The organism is Acidithrix sp. C25, assembly GCF_904848545.2.
This window is the reverse complement of record NZ_CAJHCI020000008.1, coordinates 74,840-97,135: the sequence shown is the minus strand read 5'-3', so window position 1 is coordinate 97,135 and position 22,296 is coordinate 74,840. Positions and strand designations below refer to the sequence as shown.

Here is a 22,296-nt window from a genome sequence, read left to right as displayed (position 1 = left end):
TCTTAGCCGAGTTATTTGTCCTAATCGGCGATCTTCTTCAGGAACAATGCTTGATTACTATTGGGTCAATCGGGAAGGTCTTTTGGAATGCATGTCAATTTCTTTATATTTACATTATGGATACAGGGCTCACATAGGTAGCGGATCAATTAATTAGGAGCCTTCAAGCACTAGCAGCTTGGAGTTTTCCAATCTCACTAGGGATAAAACTTACGAACTTGAGAAGGATGTACTGCTTTAATGCGCGAGGCGCAACTGAGCTATATGAGTCTACGCTTCATTTTTAGATGGTGTTTTTAAAGTGGTATTCTTGAAAATGTAAGAATCGCTCCCTTAGCGTGGGACTTATATGCGGGGAAAGCTATTGTTTTGCGTATGAGTAATTGATCCCCGCTCTGGACATTGCGATAACGCGAGCATTTATGTCAATGTAGATTGAACCCCGCGCTCGTTCTAGTCGATATTCTTTGTGGTGTTTCAACATAATGCTAAGGAAAGATTAGTTTTTTGAGCACGTTTTTGGGTTTGTGGGGAGTTTAGGCAAGTGAAGTTGTATCGAATTAATGTCCCGTCGAGATTGACTTCTCGTGTTTTAGCGCTTTTTGTGGGTAGAATCTTCTTTGTCGTGGCGCTGTTCGTCGGTGCCATGGGGATTGTCTATCCTCCTATGGGACAGAGACTGGTCTCTAGTAAGCTAAGTTCATCCCCTGTGTCAGTCGCTGGTGGCTACTCATTGGTCGCAAGCGACGGTGGAATCTTCACCTATGGAGACGCAGGCTTTTATGGTTCAGCTGGAGCCCTACCACTCAATAAGCCAATAGTTGGAATGGCATCTACTCCAGATGGAAAAGGCTATTGGTTGGTCGCAAGCGACGGTGGAATCTTCACCTATGGAGACGCAGGCTTTTATGGTTCAGCTGGAGCCCTACCACTCAATAAGCCAATAGTTGGAATGGCATCTACTCCAGATGGAAAAGGCTATTGGTTGGTCGCAAGCGACGGTGGAATCTTCACCTATGGAGACGCAGGCTTTTATGGTTCAGCTGGAGCCCTACCACTCAATAAGCCAATAGTTGGAATGGCATCTACTCCAGATGGAAAAGGCTATTGGTTGGTCGCAAGCGACGGTGGAATCTTCACCTATGGAGATGCTGGCTTTTACGGTTCAGCCGGAGCCCTACCACTAAATAAGCCAATAGTTGGAATGGCATCTACTCCAGATGGAAAAGGCTATTGGTTGGTCGCAAGCGACGGTGGAATCTTCACCTATGGAGATGCTGGCTTTTACGGTTCAGCCGGAGCCCTACCACTAAATAAGCCAATAGTTGGAATGGCATCTACTCCAGATGGAAAAGGCTATTGGTTGGTCGCAAGCGACGGTGGAATCTTCACCTATGGAGATGCAGGTTTCTATGGATCCGCTGGATCAATACCACTCAATAAGCCAATAGTTGGAATGATTGTTCCATCGAGTAGTGCGCCGTCGACTTCGGTAGGAGGTACTCCAACCACACCTCTTGGCAATTCCACATTAGCGGTAACCACGACTTCGATTTCTGGAGCGGTGGTTGGTTTGAACTATTCCTTTCAACTTGGTGCAAGTGGAGGAGTTGGTGGCTATACGTGGGGTGGTTCGGGTCTGCCGCCTGGGTTAGCACTTTCTTCTACTGGGGTTATTAGTGGAATACCACTTGCTTATGGGGTATTCACAATATCTCTTAGTGTTGTAGACGCCAGTGGTGTCTCTGCGTCATCTTCATTGCCGATGGTTGTTGGCAACAGGTCGACTAATTGGGCGGGTTATATTGCAAGTGGAAGTGGATTCACAGGGGTAAGCGCAACATTTAATGTTCCCGCCATTCCATCTGCATTGCCGGCCAATTGTAACCTAGGGACTCCAGGACAGGTTAGTCAAAATTGTGCTTCATCTGTTTGGGTTGGCGTTGATGGCTATCCTTCGTCTAATCAAAATTTGATTCAGGCTGGAATTGCCGAGCAACCGGTAGTAGGTAGCAATCAGGTTCAGCTCTATGCTTGGTGGGAAGTGCTACCAGCGTCCGCTACCCCGATCTCATCGATCAACGTTTCACCAGGTGATTCTGTTGCGGTTTCCATTTCTCAGGTGTCTGGTGGGCAATGGCAGATCAACGTTACGGATACTACAAATGGAGAGAGTTTTTCCACCGTATCTTCTTATAGCGGGCCTGCTAGTTCGGCCGAGTGGATCGTAGAGGCGCCTCAGATCAATGGTTCAGTTGCTACTTTGACACCCTTTAGCGATGTTAAGTTTGTGAATGCGAGTAGATCGACTTCGGCAACTTTGAATTCCTTGATTCCTTTTGATATGTATCAAGGTGGTTCGTTGGTTGCTTCGCCGGGGCCGATCTCCTCCTCTGGCTCGTTCACCGTTAGTTACTTCTAGCTGCTCTTATGCCCTTGGGCGGTTTCTTGCCGGGATATGCTATCGTCTGGGCAAGAAACCGCATCCCAAGGTGTTCTTGAAGAAGGTGCTATGTTGAGATTTGATAATACGTACATAGACCGAGAGGCACAAGTTTTGGGAAGTATTTGCTCCTTGTGCAAAACGTAGCACCTATGACGTAGCACCTATGACGTAGTGCCTATGACGTAGTGCCTTTGATTTACTCCTTGGATCTTGGTCCACCTGGATGACTAATGCTGGTGGTTGCGAGTTAGCTTTTGCTATCAATTGGTTCGAACTTTTGGAAGCTGAGATTGAAGAGTTGCATTTCAAATCAGAGAGTTAAACGATAATTGGAATTTGACTTTTCTTGCCAAACGTCCCTGTCCGAAGAAGAAGCCAGAGTTGATAGAGGTTATTTGGGACAAGAGAACCTTGGCCAAATGTTTGACTGAGAAGGTCTGATGTGGATTCCGATCACATTTACCTCAATTGCCTTGACTTTTTCTAACTCGATTTTTTCTAACTCGACTTTTTTATCTCGGCTCGGTGTTCAGAGTCGGGCTTCGTTTGTCAAGGCGACAACCGATAAGGGCTCTTTATCTTTTTTGAAGTGTCGATCCAAAGTGCTTACGGTCACATATAACCCGAGTGCTACCATAGCGCCAACTACGAATCCTAAGTTATCTTTTCCAATGGTGCCATTGCCAAATGGGCCACTAAAGACCGAAGAGTTGGTCAATGCTAATCCTGCGAATGTCCCTGTAATCCAAGATACGAACGAATTCCAACGACTGATGAAACCACTTTTTTGGATCATGGAGCCATTTTCGGCAATGATTCCGATTGCAAAGACGACGGCCCATGAGCTAATTGGCACAGCTAAGAGTTCCACCAGACTCACCAAGGTTGTAAGGATCGGTCCTGGTTTTGTTACAATCCAAGCTCCCAATGCGACGACTATAGCAGCATCAACGAACACGGTCTTGGTGCGCTTGGTCCGAATGCCAAGAGCCAGTAGGCTTAGGCCCGAAGAATAAAGGCCAAGGATCATTTGGGCTATCAATCCAGCAATAGCCAGTGTGATATATGGGCCAACCATCCAAGTTGGAAGTAAGACGCCAAGAGCGTGTATTGGATTTTCACTTCCAGCCAACGAAGGAATCGACTTGGCGAGCAGATAGCCAAAGATTATTAATATCGAAAATGGGATCCCAGCTCCCAGCGCTGTGTAAATCGTTACTTTAAACGAAGGTTCAGTTCGTCGAAGATATCGGGAATAGTCAGCGCTTGCATTTAGCCAAGAAATCCCTCCACTTGCTGCAATTATTGAGGCTGATGCCAAAACTGAGGTGAGTGGCGCGGGATGCGCTTGATTAGAGACGCCCAGGGCGGTTTTGTTACCGACTTCCAATATTAGTAAGACTGTAGCTGACCCGAAGATCCATGCAATGATCTTTTGAATAGTGACTATCGCTCTATGGCCTAGGCGACTGGCTAATAAGGAGATAATTGTTATGGCGGTGAGGATCAGAATGGATAATTCATTTTTGTGGCTAGAAGAGTGGCTACCAAGGAATGATTCGATGGCTTCGGTCGCAATGACTGCTGTAATTGTCTCCCAACCCAATAGGCTGAGCCAACTAGCGAAGGCGGGTCCTTTGTTGAATTTGTTGCCGAAGACTCTTACGGACAGGCCGAGCATGGGTTCGCCGTAACGTTTTCCCGAGATGCTCAGTAGACCAACTGGAATGAATGATCCAATTGACGCGATTATCGCGAGGATGATCGCTTGGAGGGGATCGAGTGCCATTGCGGCCATTATTGCCCCGTATACGACGGCAACGAGTCCGATGTTCGCAGCCATCCAAATCCAGATCAGATCTCGAGGTTTTGAGATTCGGTCATGGTCGTAGATAGCTCCAAGACCGTAGGTCTCGGGCTTCCATCTTTGGTTTGGAGTTGTCTTTGACAACTGCTGACTTTCTAGTGACGTCTTTACTCTCGAAAGAAGTGACACAGTTATACCCTTAAGGTTGACTACCGCTTCCAGGGGTAGTTTACGAAATCATCGAGGCCGGTCTCCTGGCTTGCGGATCAAACGTCACTGTTCGCCTTCCCGAGGAATTCTCAGTGGCATATTGAACATAGACTCTCCGTTTACAGTGGCGGGCCCGCCTAGGAGTTTCACCTAGTTCCCGATTCTCCCTCGGTCAAAGACCGATTTGGGCACCTCGTGACAACGTAGTAGAGACGATACCATTCACTAGGCGCTTGCGCAAATCTTTAAAGGCAGTAATTTGATCTATTGGGGACTTGAAGCTTTGGATAGTACGACTTTTTGGCGTTGACCCTGAAGATCTAATGTATCCAATTGACTATTTTGTCTTGGTCTGAGCGAAGGGCCTTATGTGGGTTTTGATATAAGCGATATCGGGGGTTTCACGGTTCCACCAAGGCGTGATTAGTACCACGGATTTATTGAGGCCGGGATTGGTGACATGCCAGCGCCTGTCTAACTCTTTTATCTAGACCTCAATGCAACGGGTAGATAGCTGAACTGAGGGAAGTTATTACTTTAGGCAACCTGATTGCGATGAAACCCACAGAGGCTTCGCAAGTTTGCATGGTAGTTAGTCAAAAGTAACAGACCTAGTAGTCCAATAGATTCCCCTTGAGCAGTCTTATGTCAGCGGTACTGTCGCCTATTTCTACGGTAGTGCTGGCGGGTCCCCACGGTTAAAGATTAGGTAGGTGACCTTCTTGTTTGGTCGCTAGATATTGGCAGAGCAATGTTTTACATCTTTGCCCTAGAGTTTTTCTTCTTTTAGTGCTGATCTAGTTTGGGGGAGGGAGTAGTGGATTATCCAGATAGTTGCAATGTCATTTTAACTCACCGCTTCTATCCCCCCACCTCAGTTGCCCGTCGACAAGTTGCCAGACGAGCCGACAAGCAGCCTCTCGCCTTAAGTCTTTTCCGTAGGTGGCAAGAAGGGCTGCTTTGATGCGATCTTGGTCCGCATGGACGGTACCGATCGAGACATTCATAGCTTTGGCTATTGCTTCAGGGCTTGCACCATCGTGAAATCGACGGAGAAGCTCAAGGTAACGCTTGCTAAGGTTCAGCCGATAACGGATCGTACGGCGCGACCACGTTGACCAAATTTGACTTGTTATGGCATCAAGCTCTTGGGTGGGAATGGCCCTGAGAACCTCGTCGCCTTTGGCGAAGAGTTCCTCAAGTAAGTGCTTCGAGCTTTGGGAGAGCTCAAAGTTGCCGGGAAGGGGCCGATCATTGATGTCGGAGAGGTGTCGTGCCGCTAGCGAGCGTGAAAGATGGCGTTGGCCACTGCTGATATCACCAACTGCAATGCCAAAGTCCCCCCAGTCTAAATTGTCTCGGTCTATAAAACCTAGTGCGCCAACGCCGATAACATCGCCCACCTCGTTGGCGCGAGCTACACTGGAAAGAGCTAGGATATTTCTACCTTGTGAAACCAGTTCAGCAACGCCGGCGGCTCCTTGAAGCGCGCGTCCTTCTCGACTTAAAACAAGGTCGCAGCAGACGATTTCGGCGGGATAGTCAACGGACTCTTCAATCCGAGAGATCTCAGCGACGACGCTTACTCCTAGACGTTCAAGCGCAACGCTCAGTCCGAGAGCGGCTGTTGCGTCGTTGTCGATCACGAGTGCACGTTTACCGACACAATCGTCCCTTAACTCTTGAGTGTGTTTAACTCTCGATTGTTGATTCATGCTTGCCATCTCAATTCCCATCGGCTTCCCAGATCAGGGTCGCTTTGCACGCTTATCTGCAAGTTCACCGAACGGGCATCGTTGACTAGTCTTATTGTGTGTGTGTGGAGACCACTTGGTGTGTCTTGGATCGAATCCCAATCCATGGCCCAAGAGGTGCATGTTGAGGCTCATTTGGTCGGATTCTACCGCTAGTTCACAGACGGTAGCTCCGCCGTCATGAACTGCGTTGCCAAGAAAACCCTCGAGCAGCCGCAGGGCGGTTTCTGTAATGGTCAGCGGTGGCTCTTGTATTATGAGTGGGACGACTTCAAGGCGTGCTCCTAGCTGAACGGCTTGGTCGCGTAGATCGGAGAGGCCTTCGACTATTCCGGAATGGGATCGGGCATCCCCAAGAACGCCAACGCGTGCACGGTCAGCGATTCTTCTGGCAAGCCGGCGATCTCCAGGCGCACTGGTTCCGTGTGCAAGTCTTTCACATAGACCTATGAGGTCCTCGTGGATCCAATGTTCTTGTTCGGCTCTTTCTGCCGCTCGTTCTGCTATGATCCGATCCGCTACAGCTTGGTCGAGCCGCGTGGCAAAGAGGCGTAACGCGGCGGCGACGAGTGATCCTGATATGAGCCAAAGGAGAAAACCCCCTTCGTCATTCCAGATAATTGCTCCTCTTCCTAAAGGCATTACGGCCCAAATTGCCCCTGCAATTGCGGTGATCGTTATTCCACGCCAGGACATTCCGGCACCAATTCCGGCAAGGCCAGCGATCATCATTACATATGGGGTAAAGCCATCGAGGCCATGCCTCCTTCCGAGTGGTCCTGCGCCAATGATGCTAAGTAGAGCCACGATGGCGATGATAGCTAAGTCAAAGGGGAGGATGATGCGTCCGCCGAGTTGTGCTCCCTTTCGCAAAAGTGAAATTTCACAACACCCGCCAAGAATTGCTACTGCGATTCCGCCGGCGACGAGATAGGGATGGGCGTATTGGCCAAAATAAGCAAGTAGACCAAAGATTGGGAAGCCAATCATAGCAATCCTTACTGCTATTAGAAGTCGCCTAAGCTAGATTTCAAGATCTTCGAGTGCTTCGCCTTCGTGGCTCGGGTTGAGAGTCAGTACCCGCTCAAGGCGAGAGAGAATGCCGGCGCTGGCTCGGCTTCCAGGTGTGGTCGACTCTATGGAGAGTGGTCGAAGAACTATTCTCGGTGGGTGCGTGGGCGTTGGAAAGTCATCACTGATCATGGCTTGATTGCCCCTATCGAGTAAGGAATTTTCCGACATTACACTCATAGTGCTAAGAATATTCTCGCTCGCATCTAAAGAACTATCGCAGATCTGCCAAAGATCATATGGCCCGGCATTGAATTGTTCGAAAACCTCACTCATATCGGTTTGCCTTTCTTGGCGACAGCTATCAACTACCTTAAAATATTGTGAAGGTGTAGTGCTTAATGCTTTGTGTTTATTTCAGCAGCTTCACTACCTAAATTGCACCCAAGTCGCTTTGAAGATGCCATAGGTAGGGTCGGGGCTATCTCTGCGTTACATCGGATCGGATATGACGAACCCAAGGGACACTACATTCACCATCGCTACACAAAGATGTTCGTTTGGCGTGAATTTGCTCGAGCTCAGATGGAGCGGGATGCGTGGCTTTGTCTTCAGGCTTAACTTTTGAGGCTATATCTTTAGCTAAGACGGTATGTAGATTGATCATGGCTTGGCTTCAAGGAGTGTATCTTTCTATTAAAACGGTCAGATTCAGGACCTATTGGTAACGCCGGTATTTGTCTATCACCTTGAGTCGATTTTATTACAGTTTCTCGAGTTGAAATGATGGCGGAGGTCAATGAGTTCGAGAGATGATGTTGGAATTGAAATTTTTGTATGGATTTTTCAAAACCATCAGCCATGACCTACCCAGGCCCTCCAGTAAGCCTTAAGCCTCTTTAAGATAAGCAAGATTTCCATCGCTAATCTTAGGGAGTAACCATTGAATAGATCCTATCAAAAATTTGAGTTGCGAGCATTGAATACGTGATGGAAAAGAATAATTCGTTTCGAGATGTCTATCAATAAAGAGGATCGAATTGTAGATCTGCTAGTCGAGCGTTACGTCGATGTAGCGCTTTGGCTATATTTGAAATGATTTGCCAGGTCTCTTGCTTATCGGACTTTTTAGGGCAGAAAGTGGTGAGGTTAGGTCGTTTCAATTTGCTAAAGCAGCGGGCCGAAAATGGAATAAAAGTTATTTTCGAAGCTAAACTTCGCACGGATATCACTTGATGTAATGTCTAGAGGTCTAACAAGATTCCGATTTCGAAACCTATCGGTGGCTTATCAAGAGTTTCATGGCTATCGAAGTAACGAGGAATTTCGTTAAAATAGTGTTGGAAGATCAGTGCGCTACCTTGAATCGAAGATTTATGTTTCAGATCGAGAGCGTTTGGGGGTCGATGAGAGGTGTTTATCCTGATGTGATTTAGGTTTCTAGAGATCTTTTCGTCTTGAGCTAACACCGTCAATCCTATTTAATTTCTAATATCTCCAAGTGTTGACCCATTGGATCCATTGCTGATCTTTTTTTAGCAATTTGAACCATCGTAGTTAAATTTTAGATCGCGAAGGTGCTCCATAAATTGGAAGACGGTCGTGAACTACTTCGAATGGAAGGCTAGTTCACGACCGTCTTAAGAGTTTTGGTTATGTGGACAGACTATGTACTTCAGACGAGATGCAAATTTTCCATCTCTTTTGCAACCATTGCTTCGTGAGCATCCTCATCCTCTTTTGCCTTTTTAGGACTCCAGCGCCCTCGCATGAGCGGTACGCTGGCTAAAAATAGCACACAAGCAGCTGCGCAGATCCAGTACCAAGTTTGCCATTGCTTAGGCGACTGCTTTGCATCGCTTTGAACAGCTGGCGCATGAAGCTTTAGGAAGTTGAGTTGGCTAGATGCTTTTTGCAGCGCCCCCAATTCCGAGGCGTTAGCCGAAAGTGCTTGGAACTGCGTAGCGTTTGCAGCGATTGCTTTGAGCTGGGTCGCATATGGAGCGAGGCTCTGCAATTGTGAAGCTACAGCTATGACTCCCTCAATGGCGGCCTTATTCGCCGAGATTGAGGCAAGGATTGCTCCACCTTTAGCTCCGCCTCCAGCAGCGGTAAGTGCTTGGGATAAGAGTGCAGGTGGGATCGTAGCGGGATTTGAATAACCAGCCAATTGAGTGAAGATGGCCGGGTGGGCCTCAATTACGGCTAACTCCGGTGCAAATTTTTGCGCGTCAGCTAGCTGTGCTGAGTAGGTAGTGGCCGTTTGAATTATTGTAGGGTGAGACTGGGCGAAAGCGATCAAAGAGCCGTGGCTCTGGACAAATGCGAGTAGAGGTCCATGCGAGGCCGCGAAGGCAAGTTGACTTTGATCTTGCGTGGCGTAAGCCTGGACTTGAGCTCCGTATTCAACCAAAGGAGTTGCTGAATTGACGACGGCCGGGACTACCAAAAATGCTACAAAGACGATCACTCTCAAGATCCATCCCCAAACTGCAAGACCAGTCGCAGTCAGTGCCGGATTTCTGGCTTCTACTGTTTCGGTAAAGCTGGCCATCCATGGCGCATATGCGAAGGCTAGGAAGATGGAGATTCCGGCCAGTAAAAATGCAATCTCGTAGTAGCTGTTTGTGTGGCCAAGTTTGAAGATGAATACGATCGTAAGAATTATAGCTCCTATACCTCCAACGATCATGAATGGCTTACGGACCCTTACTTTGTCGGAGATTATACCCACCAGGATCAGGGCTATAGCATTGGCAGCCCACTGCCAATTGGCAATTCCGTTGGCGTTTTTGAGAGAGAAGCCAAAGACGGTGGTAAGCAGGACCGTGCCAAAGGCTACAGCCGTATAGTAGATCAAAAGCAGGATCGACACCGCCACGGCCGATATGATAATATCAGCCTTTAACATCTGGCGCCAAGGGTTCTTCAGGGAGGCCTCAATGTCGATTCCTTTTGCCCTTGCCTCAATTAGAACTCGGTCTTTAACAGAAACCATTAGCTGGTCGCGAAGGTTTGGCGAGAGCTCGCGGAGGCCGAAAAGCGCGATAACAAAGATTACGAGGCCAACGATTCCGCAGATGCGATATTCATATGGCCATTGTGTCGTAGCTGTTATGGTGGTGGAACCTACGACAGATACTACGAGACTTCCCAAGACTGGTCCAGTTGTCCAAAGTCCCATCGCGGTTGCCCTACCGGTTTGTGGCGAAAAGTCTCGGATTAGAGCCGGAGTGGCAACAAGGGCGATTCCTTCAACGATTCCGACTAGGTAAGTCGCGATAACGAACGACCATTTTGAAGTCATGGATGGTATCACGAAAGCGGTAGCGAGGCCCGTTATCAAGAGACCCGCGACGACTATGTTCGCTCGGCCGAGACGATCAGAAAGGCCAGCGGCCAGCGATCCAAAGGCTCCAATTAGATTACCAAAGGCAAGGGCTGTCACGTAAAATGTGAAGCTCATTCCTAGCTTTGGAAGCAGAATGGTCGTAACCGATCCACCCACGTAAAGTTCGTAATAAAGTGCGATTGTCACTAAAACGACAATCGCTAATTGCACCATGCGGGGTCCAAACTCTGGATAGGACTCAAGTCTTCGATTGGTAAGACTAAAGCCCGATCCTCCTTTGGGCGTTTCCCCCGAGACGCGATCAGTTACTGATGTAGTCATATATTTCCCCCAAGATTGCACTTACAACCCCCCGGTTGATTACTGCACCAAATTAAATTCTGGTGTCAGAACCGATGATACAACATGGAGGATCGGTATTGCGTGACATTTGACACATATGGGTACTCCTTTTAAACCAACGTCGAAAAATTGGTGATTTTAATTTCGCGTTACTCTGAGTCGAGGCAAGCGAGCCTTCGGGGGTAAATGACGAGATCGTAGCTCTAATTCAGAATAAGCACATTGCCTGCCTCCAGGGAGCGTCTTTGACTTTTTGGGGGGAGTGCCATCTTTTTCGGCGACTGCTAAAGCCATGATTAATTATCACCTAGAGTCTAGAAGTCGTATAGAAAGTCTTTAATTCCACCGATCACGAGTCGATAAAGCCACAACATTGCACCAATAGCTCTAAACAATCATTTCGGGGACTAGGTATTGCAAGAGTAGGGACATTACCACCTCTCGGGTGAATTAGCTCAATTGCTAATGCAGCAATAGAGCTAATTCTGAAAGAACTCTTCATGGAAAGACAAAGTGCCCCTCATTGGTTCTTGTTTCTTTGGCGCTTTTTGTGGATTGAGATCGCCATTTACCCCCGATCGAAGATGTTGAATAACCCTCGGATCACTACCGCGCAAGTGACCGAGGAGGAAGATAGATCGTCGCCTCTTTATCCATAACTCATCAGTCGCCATTGCCAATCCAAAAGGTCCGTCAATTTCTACTTGTCATATGGACGCGGTGCTCGAAGTTGCTAGGCGCGAATTTAAGAATTTAAAAGGTGAGAAGGTGTCGAACCTGAATCTAAGAGACCATATTTTACCAAGATAGGTATTACGATAATCTTAGGTGTGATCACTATCTTGCATATGACTCGGGCCATTTCTCAATCACTACGAATAGTTCAGCGTTGAAATGAAAAGCTATAAGGGTAATCGTAGCCACTCCAACCGATGGCTAGTTTGATATGGCTTTTTAGTCTTGTGCCTAAGGCTGCAATAGTTCTACTACTACCTAAAAGTTCTTGGCTTGACATGAACGGTTAGGTAATTCGCCAGGTGCAATGGGAATTTGCATTCAAGTAAAGACAATCCAAACACCACTGTTGCCAGCTAAAAGCCAAGGCTTAGCGGTGGGTCTCCTTGTCATGGTCGAGATTGGAATTGAGTCGCGTTTGCTACCATGTGGCTGGGTCCTCGCTTAGAACTTTGCTGGCAATTTCGAATGCTGAATTTGAAGCAGGAACACCAGCGTAAATAGCAACATGAATAAGTATCTCGCTCAGTTCAGCCTCCGTAATGCCATTCCTAAGTGCTCCTTTGATATGAAGGTAGAGCTCTTTTTCGCGACCAAGCGCCGTTAGGGCGGCAATCGTGATTGCCGAGCGCATCTTTAGATCTAGCCCGGGTCGTGACCAAACTTCGCCCCATGCATAACCTGTAATGAAGTCTTTGAAGTCTTGATCGAATGAATTTGCAGTAGCTATGGATCTGTCGACATGTTTGTCTCCAAGTACGCTTCGGCGGATTCGAGATCCCCTGCTGGTTTGGGAGTCTAAGAGGAAATTCGATACGACTTGATTAAACTGATCGGGTTTTTCAATATTCAACAGGTGCGATGCGTCGGGAACTATCGTTAGAGATGAAGATTTGATGGCGCTGTGTGTCTCAAAAATCATTGATGGTGGCGTTACTGGATCCATGGAGCCGCCTACGAGCAGTGTTGGCGCTGTTATCTTTGCTAAAAGGTGACGTTGGTCCATGTGGCCAATTGCCTCTGCGCACCAAGCGTAACCTTCGTCAGGAATCGATTCGATCATTTGTATAACCGAAGAAACTTCTTGCGGGTGAGAAGCTATAAAGGCTTCGCTGAACCATCGTTTGATCAAAGCTTCGGCGATAGATGCAGTTCCGCTTGTCCTAACGGTGTGGGCCCGTTCTTGCCAACCTTGCAGCGGAGGTAGATAAGAAGATGAAGATGATACTATCAGCTTATCTACGAGGTTTGGCTGGTTGGCCGCTATATTCATGGCTATCATCCCACCTAGTGAGAGGCCACATAGCGATACCATATTAAGGTCCAGATGCTTTATGAGATCAACTATGTCGCTTCCAAGTTCTTGGATTGAGTATGGTCCCGACGGTGGTTTTGTATCTCTCGTATGGCCGCGAGTGTCGACTCTGATTACCTTGAATCTCTGAGTTAGGAAGGGTAGTTGATATCTCCACATATCCATCGTGCTACCGAGCGAGTTTAGGAGTACGAGGGGTGGCGCTGAATCTGGTCCATCTATTTTGTATGAGGTTGGGATCATTGATTTACCTTTTTTCGATCTCCTATTAGGGCACAGCCATTATTTTGATTTTCATCACCATTCCCGGCTTTGATCGATATTACCAAAAAGCTAAGGCTGAGGCATTTTGTTTTATCCTTGGTAGCCCCGACCACTAGCTTGATCGATAGGCGTCTTTAGGCTACGGCAGTTGATTGGCTCGCTCTGAAAGGGTAATTTAGACTTTTGAATTATCATTTTGAACGATAAAGGCAAGGGCTGCTCTTGAGTAGTTGAGTAGCCGTATCTCCAAGGCACTAATTCTGCCCCGAGTGGGCAGAATTGATGGTAAAACGATGGCGGTCGATCTCGAGCCTGCATAAAATCGCGTTTGATTGGTCTGATCTTTGGGGGAAGCCCAGAGTTCTGACAAGCTGATCCAACCGGGGTTTCAAATCTTTCCGGGATCTCTCCCTGGCAGTAAATTGGTAAGATGTCGAAGTGGGTATTTATCTAGACAATGCTTCGACGACTCCTATGTCGGCGGCGGCACTTAATGAGTACCAGATGCTCGCTAGTGATTTTTATGGAAATCCCCAAGGGAACCATACTGTTTCGCGCTTGGCACTCAGGAAATTGGACGAGTACCGCCAACGTGCGTCCCAAGTTTTGGGCTGTGCCGTCTCTGAGGTTTACTTTACCTCCGGTGCTACTGAATCTAATAATTTAGCGCTTCTGGGTTCGCATCGAAAGTTGGGCGACTTGGCGTGCTCATCCATTGAGCACAAGGCGGTGCTTTCTCCTGTGGAGTACGGCGGTGGAGAAAAGGTGCCCGTCAGTGGCGATGGTATGATTGATCAAGATCTTTTTCGAGATTACCTAAAAGAAAAGAGAGGTAATCTTGCGGCGGTCTCAATAATGGCCGTTAACAATGAGATCGGTGTCATTAATCCAATACCGATATTTGCGGGGATGGTCCACAAACATAGCGGTGGAGCGATATTTCATTGCGATGGTGTTCAGGCCAGTCAGATTTTGAATCTAGCCCCGATCGTGGCATCGGTGGATTGTCTTAGTTTGAGTGGTCACAAGTTCAATGGCCCAAAAGGCACTGGAATTTTGGTGGTTAAGGAGGGGACGGCCCTGAGACCGATTGTTCGAGGTGGCTCTCAAGAACGCGATATACGTCCTGGAACTCATGATTTGCCTTCGATAGGAGCCATGGTTGTCGCTTTAGAAGAAGCACAATCTCAAAGGTCAACAACCCATGAATACTTGATTAAGATTCGTGATCTCTTTGAGGAGAGGTTGACGGCTTTGCTCCCAAACGTGAGCGTCAATGCTTTGAATGGCGATCGTTCGCCTGCAATTTCTAATCTATTGTTTCCTGGTACCACAAATGAAGAGATGCTGTATCTTCTAGATGGTGCCGGTGTGTACGCGTCAGGTGGAGCGGCGTGCGCTTCGGGTGCACTTGACCCAAGTCATGTAATCATGGCCCTTGGAGTTGACAAACTTCTTGCCAAGAGCGCACTTCGGTTCTCATTTTCAACCTCGAACACGGCCGAGGAGATTATCGAAGCTAGCGAGATTGTGGCTAAGGTCTATTTGCAACTTACTGGGGGTCAGCTTTAGTGATCATCTCTCAAAGTTTTTGGCGCCTTTGCAATCTTCGAGGTTTTCTAGACTATTCGAGCTGCGAGATCGCTAAAGCTAAAAAGGATCTTGCCTCTAAAGTAATTTTAAATGAGTTTTTTTGGATTGGCGCTTTTGAGATTGGATGATAAATGAACCCAAATAGCCCAATCTATATTGTCTTACTTGGTCTGCATTTTGGAAGTGTCACTTTTGGGTTTGGCGGGGTAGGGCTCTCTGGCCTCTATGCATCGCGACTGAGCACTGGTGACCCCGAAAGTATAAAGTACTTTAGTTCGCGGCGGATTGGACCAAAAGTACTTGTTGTTGTAGCGCTTTTATTTGGACTCGTTCTTATTGCGCTCTCTAAGCATCCCCTACTGTTCGTAGATGCTCCATGGCTTCGAATTGCGTTTATCGCATATCTGATAGCTGCCACTATTTCTGGCGCCTTAATCTGGCCAATTGAGGCGACGGTTAGGCGTTTGATAACTACCGGCAACTTCGAGATGACTGCTGAAGTTCGGGTTGCAATGAAGAAGATTTTAAGGTTGAGCTTGATCGTTGACCTTGCATTTTCTTTGGCGCTCATTTTGATGGTAACGCAGCCAGGTCATGGTTAGTTTGGACCAATCCCGCCGCTTCCTTGTTTATCGCTAGATAAATCTATTGGTGGTATTTCGGTTTTTTTCTGGGTAAATCGCAACTTGGTGGCTATCGTAATGAAAGAGACTAATTTGTGAAACTGTGGTCTCTAAAAAAGGGCTAATTCTAAAGTTTTGAAGCCGATCTAGATGCAGAGGCTTTTGAGGGGGTTTGCTTGAAGTATCAACGAGCGAAAGATCATATTTGCCGGGGTCGAACCATAATGGGCTTGATTTCTTTTTGCTTAATGTTGTCTTTAGGGCTACCTCTCCTGACGGGTTCTAACTTCGTTGAAGTATCTAGGAATGTTTCCTTGTCTCTTTCTTCTCGAGCATCTTTGATCAATTCGTCATTTTCTAATAAGCCAATAGTTGGAATGGCATCTACTCCAGATGGAAAAGGCTATTGGTTGGTCGCAAGCGACGGTGGAATCTTCACGTATGGAGACGCAGGCTTTTATGGTTCAGCTGGAGCCCTACCACTAAATAAGCCAATAGTTGGAATGGCATCTACTCCAGATGGAAAAGGCTATTGGTTGGTCGCAAGCGACGGTGGAATCTTCACCTTCGGAGATGCAGGCTTTTATGGTTCAGCTGGAGCAATACCACTGAATAAGCCAATAGTTGGAATGGCATCTACTCCAGATGGAAAAGGCTATTGGTTGGTCGCAAGCGACGGTGGAATCTTCACCTATGGAGACGCTGGTTTCTACGGATCCGCTGGAGCCCTACCACTAAATAAGCCAATAGTTGGAATGGCATCTACTCCAGATGGAAAAGGCTATTGGTTGGTCGCAAGCGACGGTGGAATCTTCACCTATGGAGACGCAGGCTTTTATGGTTCAGCTGGAGCCCTACCACTCAATAAGCCAATAGTTGGAATGGCATCTACTCCAGATGGAAAAGGCTATTGGTTGGTCGCAAGCGACGGTGGAATCTTCACCTATGGAGATGCTGGCTTTTACGGTTCAGCCGGAGCCCTACCACTGAATAAGCCAATAGTTGGAATGGCATCTACTCCAGATGGAAAAGGCTACTCAATGGTCGCAAGCGACGGTGGAATCTTCACCTATGGAGACGCAGCCTTTTATGGTTCAGGTGAAACTTCCAGTTCTAATCATTCTTCTCGGGTGATACTTCCACCTAGCAATCCAGCTACCAATGTACCTCCCGTGCCTAACTACGCTTCGCCATGTCTGGCTAATAATGAAGCAACTTGCCTTTCGGATTCAATCGCTGCCATAAATAACGCACGAGCCTCGCTAGAAGGGCTAGGCCCTATGGTATTGCCTGGTGACTTTGCGTCAATGTCTATGGATCAGCAACTCTTTATCTTGATCAACCAAGAGCGCCAAGCACGAGGGTTACCTTTAGTCTTGGGTTTGGTCTCTCAGTTGAATTCCGATGCTGCGGTAGGTGCGAATGGCTTTATTGACCCTATCTATCGCAATGAAAGTATTCCTGGGGCGACTGGGGTTTTTGGCTATACAACTCTTTGGTCCAATGACTACTCTTCACCGTCGTCAATCTACGACTGGATGTACAACGATGGCCTCGGATCCTCGAACATAGACTGCAGTTCTGTATATTCTCTCGGTTGCTGGGGTCACAGAGACTCAATCTTGACGACACCTCCACCAGGTACATCAATAGTTATGGGTGCAGCATCTGTAACTAATGGTTCTTTTGTCTCTCAGGGCGTTCTTTTGGTATACGTAAAGGGAGTTGTTTCCCCCAGTGCTTTTACCTACACATGGGACCAAGCCTTAGCATCCGGAGCATCATAGAAGCTTTTTGAGAGTCTCTCTGGAAAAACTTCTTCAACCCTTAGGTGTTTGCTATTCGTTCTGAACCCTCTTTTTCCATAACTAATCAGTGCCTTTAGCAATGTGGTTAATTGGATTGGTAAACCAAAGGATGTTTGTGGAATTTAGGTGCAAACAAACACTCAGGTGTGTTTAGGACGGATCTATTTTACTTTACACGCCGCAGTCAATCTCCTTTGGTGATTGCGCTAGATGCAAGGGCGATCATTTTTATTGAAAGGACCTGGGGAGGATTTTGTTTAGCACGGTCAGACCGATCTTGTTATTTAGCCCTGGTGTGTAAGTTGGCCCTCCCTCAAGGTGGGATAAGCTCTGGTCAACGACTTTTGCCGGATCGAGTTGCCCAGGGGTCTTTTTTTGTGCTCGAGAGATTAGTCCAGGCGTGGATATGGCTCCCAGTGTTATCGTCAATATGGAGATATTCTTATCTTTTACCTCGCCCCAAAGTCCTTCGCTTAGTACATGGAGGTAGGCTTTGGTTGCTGCATAAGTCGCGACTCTTGGTGAGCCCACGTACCCCGATAGTGACGAGACGACAATTAGTCCATCCATGCCACGTTCGTTTTGACGCTTCAGAAACCTTTGGGAAAAGAGAGTCGGTGTTGTGCGGTTGGTTGTGATTGTCTCTCTCGTCACCGCAGGATCAACTTCTGAAAAATTTCCTATCGGCGAGAGGGCTGCGTTGTATATCGCTATCCCGATATCTAGGTCTTTGATGCCATTAAATATTTCATCGACGGCTTCTGGTGACGATAGATCGATAGCTAGTGCTATAGCTTCGACACCGTATTTATTTTGTATCTCATTGGTGAAATCGCTTAGAAGATTATCACGTCTAGCAACTATTACCAGATTGAGACCTCGCTTAGCCAGTGCTTATGACCATTGGGCGCCTAATCCTTGGCTTCCCTCCCACAATCAAAGCCCATGGTCCGTATCTGCCATTAAAGCGATTCAATGGGTAATCTCCTTTGTCCTTTGAAAGGGGTTGCCGTGATCTCCATATTCTGGCAACCTATCAAGAGAGAAACAGCCACTGCAAGTTGTCTTTTAAATCTAAGATCAGTTGTTACCAGCGCTCGCGCCCGAAAATCTATCCCCTCAGAGTAGTTGTTACAGTCATTAAGATTGCTCAGGGATAGGTTGCATCAGGCGACCTTGTCCAATTTTTGCCTTTCACAAAGCGATAGGTGGCTATCATGCACAATGGACTAGGTCTTGGCCTTGGCATCAAAGGCTTGTCAGTTAAAACGCTGTCCTTTTGTCACATCGCTCTTGTTTTGGATCGTGGATTGAGTTTCCTGGCGCACCCATGAATTTTCTCAATTGCGATTTGGAGCGGTCGAAGCGCTGCGCTCGAGCTACCCCGAACTTGCACTGGCCTACGATTCAAAGGAAAACTTCTACGGGATCTATGACAGCCATTATAAAGCTTCTCAATGCGAACCTTCGATGAGCGGGAGAGCTTAATCCTAAACAAGGAGACAAACGAGTCAAATTCCTTTGCGATGACGGTTCGAAGCCACCACGCTGAGACCTTTGCGTACTGTGATTCTCGGGTGTAGATTACGAAGGTTTACACGGAGAGTCTGAACGGTCTGATCAAAATCGCCAATCGCAATGGCTCAGGGTATAGTGTTGAGATCCTCCGGGCAAAGGTGCCACACGCCAAAGAATCCCACAAGATGTGGAGTACGACTAGGTTGGCCGACAGCGGGAGAATAGGCGTCCCAACCACTGAAGCTAGGAATCTACTCGATTATGGCTCGCAAAACCCAACCTTGGTGGTGCTGTGTGGGTCAGGTCAGCTCGAGCAACGGGATGTACCCTTTCCAACCTTAATTTTGCACAGAGCTTTTTTTTAAACGAGGGTGATCTTTTCAATTCGCGAGTGATTTCGATGGGCTAGCGTGGGGAGATGAATCAAAAAAGTGATGATAGAGAATTCGTAGATGAGGGCTTTGGCGAAGTGGCCGACGTTTTTCGTCGCCATTTTGACGAGAACCTTGAAGTTGGTGCCGCGGTTGTGGCCTACATCGGTGACATCAAGGTGGTAGATATTTCAAGGGGATACCGAGACTTGGGCCGAACCAAACCATTTACGAGTCAAACCCCTGTTATAGTATTTTCCTCCACAAAGGGAATCACTGCGATTGCGATTCATGTAGCAATTTCGCAGGGACTAATTGGTTATGACACACCAATTTCGCAGGTGTGGCCTAATTTTGGGGATTCGGGAAAGGCCTCTATCACTCTTTATGACACTTTGACTCATCGATCAGGCGTAGCCATCGTCGATGATGAGCTTCTGTCAATCCAAGACGTTACTAACTGGGATAAGGTTATAGCTGCTATTGAAAGACAGCGGCCTATTTGGGAGCCAGGATCACGGCATGGCTACCATATGAGAACCTTTGGCTGGATACATGGGGAGCTGCTGCGAAGGCTGTATTCGACCAGTGTTGCTTCTGCGATTTCTGAGACGGTCACATCTCCGCTAGGTGTCAGCGTCGCCTTGGAGTGGAATGACTCACTTGAAGGCGAGATAGCTGATTTAGTAACCGATCCGGTCGCGGCTGACGTAGATCAGCTGATCGAGATGGAGCGAAGTGCTGGCCTAGCTGAGGTATCCATTAGTGCTTTCCATGGTCCAGGAAGGCTATTTGCATACGATCAGCGATGGAATAGTCTTGCCTACAGATCACTGGCTATGCCCTCCTCAAGCGCAATGACCTCAGCTTTGTCTTTGGCGCAAATTTACAAAGGAGTCGTATTTGGTCATAACGGGGTGAGGTTACTTAGCGACGAAATTGTGCGTGAAGCGATCATTCCACGCTCTAGGGGAATCGATGAAGTTTTGGGTGTCGAGACTGCCTTTGGCATGGGGTTTGCATTGGCGCCAATGCTTGGCGAGTCGCTGCCAGCTAGCGCGTTTGGCCATCCTGGAGCCGGTGGGAGCCTTGGCTTTGGTGATCTGGATGCACGTATAGGTTTTGGCTATGCCATGAATCGAATGGCAAATGCTTTAATTGACGACTCGCGATCAAATGCTTTGGCCGCTGCGCTATATCGAGTATTGGGCTAGGTTGTGAAGTGTCGCCAATGGGAGCCTCCTCCTTTTAGATAACCATGAAATGCTGAGGTGACAAACTTTGAAGGTTGGTGGGATCGTTGAGTCGAAACCTGTTTGATTTGATGATTTCACGTAGACGGCTGGCAAATCGATCATTATCTATATTTATTTATTTGGTTGGTTCGCACGACCAGCTAGCGCGTTTGGCTGCAAATGCATCCACGGGGGTTTGTTGATATGGGATGGTTACTAAAGGATGCACAAGTTCTGGCGAGTGCTCTAATTTTCGATTCGACCAAGAAGGTAAATGCGACACTGAGGAGCTCGACGCTTGATAAGGACGAAGTTGTCATAGTGCGAGGCCGAACTTTTATAAATTCTTTTTTTCATTCTGGGGATGTGCTTTTGGTGCGTTCGGATGGCGACCTTAAGGTAAATTCAATCAGAAGGCTAAAGCGTAATCGTATCGGGATTCCCGTTCTCGGCGATACCTTGACCTTTTATATCCCGATTCGCATCGCGGCCAAATTAGACATCCACATCGGGGACCAGCTTGAAATCAGAGATTAATAGGCAAGAAAAGAGAGACGGTGAGGCCACCAATTCCACGCCGTGTCTATATCTAATTGGCACACCGATAGGTAATCTCGAGGATATAACAATTCGAGCTAAGCGACTTCTTGGCGAGATAGAGGTAATCTTTGCAGAAGACACGCGAAAGACCAAGGCCCTTTTGTCACACATAGGTGCTTCCAATAGGCGCGTCTTTAGATATTCCGATCATGACCGCACATCAGGAGAGCAGGCGATTCTGCGTGAACTTAGAGACGGTAACGACGTAGGATTTGTTACCGATGCCGGAATGCCAGCTATCTCGGATCCCGGCTCTCAATTGGCTGATCTCGTTATTAGGAATGGTTTCAAGATCGATGTAGCACCAGGGCCGTCGGCTGAATCAATGGCAGTTGCACTCTCTGGTGTGGTGAATGGGCCGTATATGTTTGTCGGATTTATGCCCTTGGCGAAAGATCGCTTTGAAACTGTCTTTTCAAGTGCTGCAAATAGTGGTTGTTCTGTCGTTGCTTACGTTGCACCACACGATTTACAGAGAACCTTAAAAATACTAGGTGACGTTATCGGCGAGCTGTCTCGAGTCGTTCTTTGCAGAGAGATGACAAAGTTATTTCAATCTCGAATCGACCTTAGTGTCAAAGAGTTGCTCGAACATGAGCGGGTGCTCTCACCCAAGGGTGAGTATGTCCTTGTTGTACCATCGACCTCTAATCAACCAAGGCAAATAGAGGAGGATCATGCGATCGAGATCATCAAGGTGGTAAGAGACGTAACACTTTCTCGATCCGAAAAGGCACGTCGACTGACTAAGTTAGCATCAATTTCTCGATCTGCAGCTTATGGACTTTTGGGAGACGATGGAGGCGGTCGATCTTCTGAGAATTGACAGAGGTGTTCAAGTGACCCTAGATACCCTCGACGCCAACTGGGGCCTGAGCAAACTTGGCCATGATCGTGTGCTGTGAATGCTAACCATAAGTCGACCTTTGAGGTCGCTGGCCAAGCAATGCAATTTGAAAGATGACAGAAGGAGATTTTAGCTCCCTGGCCTTTCGATATCCAACTTACGAGAAAGGGATATCAAACCGGCACAAGCTGCGTTGGTAAAGAGCCTAAGGTGGCGAGCGTTTTGTTAAAAGGCGGAGATACCTCCGTTGGGTAAGTACTACGAAGATGAGCGAAAGCGTACCATCCGATGACGCATCGAAACCCAGATGGTTGACATCAGAACCAAGGTCGGCTCATATCCTTGGGATAAGCTTGGCAGGTTGTCTCGTTCTTGGCCAGACAAAGGTTTCGTGCAAAGGTGGCATGAGCACAGTAGGGGTGGACACAGTAGGGGTGAACACAGGAGGGTCCCAAGATGGGCTTT

At 47.6% G+C, this 22,296-nt stretch carries 15 protein-coding genes and 1 riboswitch; of the genes, 8 read left to right on the top strand and 7 right to left on the bottom strand.

Annotation, left to right across the window (positions count from 1 at the left end):
* The first annotated feature begins 544 nt into the window (after positions 1-544).
* Entirely contained in the window at positions 545-2,422 is a 1,878-nt protein-coding gene (locus ACIDITHRIX25_RS85735; protein WP_201733653.1) for a G1 family glutamic endopeptidase, read from the top strand.
* A 553-nt stretch (positions 2,423-2,975) separates the two neighbouring features.
* Here the strand turns inward: ACIDITHRIX25_RS85735 and ACIDITHRIX25_RS85730 are convergent.
* The 4 genes from ACIDITHRIX25_RS85730 to ACIDITHRIX25_RS85715 form a co-directional block, all read right to left on the bottom strand.
* The gene (locus ACIDITHRIX25_RS85730) at positions 2,976-4,442 is read right to left on the bottom strand and encodes a purine-cytosine permease family protein (RefSeq protein WP_201733652.1); all 1,467 of its coding nucleotides are present in this window, start codon (positions 4,440-4,442) and stop codon (positions 2,976-2,978) included.
* Positions 4,443-4,480: 38 nt separating this feature from the next.
* Positions 4,481-4,674, bottom strand: a riboswitch (cobalamin riboswitch).
* A gap of 631 nt (positions 4,675-5,305) precedes the next feature.
* On the bottom strand, positions 5,306-6,178 hold the full coding sequence (locus ACIDITHRIX25_RS85725) for a hypothetical protein (RefSeq protein ID WP_213333499.1): 873 nt from the start codon (positions 6,176-6,178) through the stop codon (positions 5,306-5,308).
* Positions 6,179-6,211: 33 nt separating this feature from the next.
* Positions 6,212-7,207 carry a hypothetical protein gene (locus ACIDITHRIX25_RS85720; protein WP_201733650.1) on the bottom strand — a complete coding sequence of 332 codons (996 nt, stop codon included), beginning with the start codon at positions 7,205-7,207 and terminating at the stop codon, positions 6,212-6,214.
* Between the two features lie 33 nt (positions 7,208-7,240).
* Complete coding sequence (locus ACIDITHRIX25_RS85715) at positions 7,241-7,564, bottom strand: hypothetical protein (RefSeq protein ID WP_201733649.1); 324 nt, start codon at positions 7,562-7,564, stop codon at positions 7,241-7,243.
* Between the two features lie 72 nt (positions 7,565-7,636).
* On the opposite strand from ACIDITHRIX25_RS85715, the gene ACIDITHRIX25_RS85710 reads away from it, so the two are divergent.
* Entirely contained in the window at positions 7,637-7,849 is a 213-nt protein-coding gene (locus ACIDITHRIX25_RS85710; protein ID WP_201733648.1) for a hypothetical protein, read from the top strand.
* A gap of 1,054 nt (positions 7,850-8,903) precedes the next feature.
* On the opposite strand, the gene ACIDITHRIX25_RS85705 is transcribed toward ACIDITHRIX25_RS85710, so the two are convergent.
* A complete protein-coding gene (locus ACIDITHRIX25_RS85705) occupies positions 8,904-10,901 on the bottom strand; it encodes an MFS transporter (protein WP_201733647.1) in 1,998 nt (665 codons plus the stop codon).
* A 1,177-nt stretch (positions 10,902-12,078) separates the two neighbouring features.
* A complete protein-coding gene (gene pcaDC / locus ACIDITHRIX25_RS85700; RefSeq protein ID WP_052606565.1) occupies positions 12,079-13,215 on the bottom strand; it encodes a bifunctional 3-oxoadipate enol-lactonase/4-carboxymuconolactone decarboxylase PcaDC in 1,137 nt (378 codons plus the stop codon).
* Positions 13,216-13,674: 459 nt separating this feature from the next.
* On the opposite strand from pcaDC, the gene ACIDITHRIX25_RS85695 reads away from it, so the two are divergent.
* The 3 genes from ACIDITHRIX25_RS85695 (at position 13,675) to ACIDITHRIX25_RS85685 (ending at position 17,239) form a co-directional block, all read left to right on the top strand.
* Complete coding sequence (locus ACIDITHRIX25_RS85695; protein ID WP_201733646.1) at positions 13,675-14,808, top strand: cysteine desulfurase family protein; 1,134 nt, start codon at positions 13,675-13,677, stop codon at positions 14,806-14,808.
* Positions 14,809-14,960: 152 nt separating this feature from the next.
* Positions 14,961-15,431: a hypothetical protein gene (locus ACIDITHRIX25_RS85690; protein ID WP_201733645.1), complete on the top strand. Its 471-nt coding sequence runs from the start codon at positions 14,961-14,963 to the stop codon at positions 15,429-15,431.
* Positions 15,432-15,766: 335 nt separating this feature from the next.
* Positions 15,767-17,239: a beta propeller repeat protein gene (locus tag ACIDITHRIX25_RS85685; RefSeq protein WP_201733644.1), complete on the top strand. Its 1,473-nt coding sequence runs from the start codon at positions 15,767-15,769 to the stop codon at positions 17,237-17,239.
* A 249-nt stretch (positions 17,240-17,488) separates the two neighbouring features.
* Here ACIDITHRIX25_RS85685 and ACIDITHRIX25_RS85680 read toward each other — a convergent pair whose 3' ends face one another.
* Complete coding sequence (locus ACIDITHRIX25_RS85680) at positions 17,489-18,151, bottom strand: SDR family NAD(P)-dependent oxidoreductase (protein WP_201733753.1); 663 nt, start codon at positions 18,149-18,151, stop codon at positions 17,489-17,491.
* Positions 18,152-19,196: 1,045 nt separating this feature from the next.
* Between ACIDITHRIX25_RS85680 and ACIDITHRIX25_RS85675 the strand changes: the two genes are divergently transcribed.
* The 3 genes from ACIDITHRIX25_RS85675 (at position 19,197) to rsmI (ending at position 21,810) form a co-directional block, all read left to right on the top strand.
* Positions 19,197-20,363, top strand: a complete 1,167-nt coding sequence (locus tag ACIDITHRIX25_RS85675) for a serine hydrolase domain-containing protein (protein WP_201733643.1) — start codon at positions 19,197-19,199, stop codon at positions 20,361-20,363.
* 201 nt (positions 20,364-20,564) lie between these two features.
* Positions 20,565-20,921 (top strand): hypothetical protein, encoded by a 357-nt coding sequence (locus ACIDITHRIX25_RS85670; protein ID WP_052606530.1) that lies wholly within the window; start codon positions 20,565-20,567, stop codon positions 20,919-20,921.
* Entirely contained in the window at positions 20,905-21,810 is a 906-nt protein-coding gene (gene rsmI / locus ACIDITHRIX25_RS85665) for a 16S rRNA (cytidine(1402)-2'-O)-methyltransferase (protein ID WP_052606531.1), read from the top strand. The genes ACIDITHRIX25_RS85670 and rsmI overlap by 17 nt, the downstream gene beginning before the upstream one ends.
* Positions 21,811-22,296: the final 486 nt, after the last annotated feature.

Bases quoted from the DNA above. Each gene is read 5' to 3' on its own strand.
- ACIDITHRIX25_RS85725 (WP_213333499.1), bottom strand. From the start codon at position 6,178: ATGAATCAACAATCGAGAGTTAAACACACTCAAGAGTTAAGGGACGAT.
- ACIDITHRIX25_RS85720 (WP_201733650.1), bottom strand. From the start codon at position 7,207: ATGATTGGCTTCCCAATCTTTGGTCTACTTGCTTATTTTGGCCAATAC.
- ACIDITHRIX25_RS85715 (WP_201733649.1), bottom strand. From the start codon at position 7,564: ATGAGTGAGGTTTTCGAACAATTCAATGCCGGGCCATATGATCTTTGG.
- ACIDITHRIX25_RS85705 (WP_201733647.1), bottom strand. From the start codon at position 10,901: ATGACTACATCAGTAACTGATCGCGTCTCGGGGGAAACGCCCAAAGGA.
- pcaDC (WP_052606565.1), bottom strand. From the start codon at position 13,215: ATGATCCCAACCTCATACAAAATAGATGGACCAGATTCAGCGCCACCC.
- ACIDITHRIX25_RS85690 (WP_201733645.1), top strand. From the start codon at position 14,961: ATGAACCCAAATAGCCCAATCTATATTGTCTTACTTGGTCTGCATTTT.
- ACIDITHRIX25_RS85675 (WP_201733643.1), top strand. From the start codon at position 19,197: ATGAATCAAAAAAGTGATGATAGAGAATTCGTAGATGAGGGCTTTGGC.
- ACIDITHRIX25_RS85670 (WP_052606530.1), top strand. From the start codon at position 20,565: ATGCATCCACGGGGGTTTGTTGATATGGGATGGTTACTAAAGGATGCA.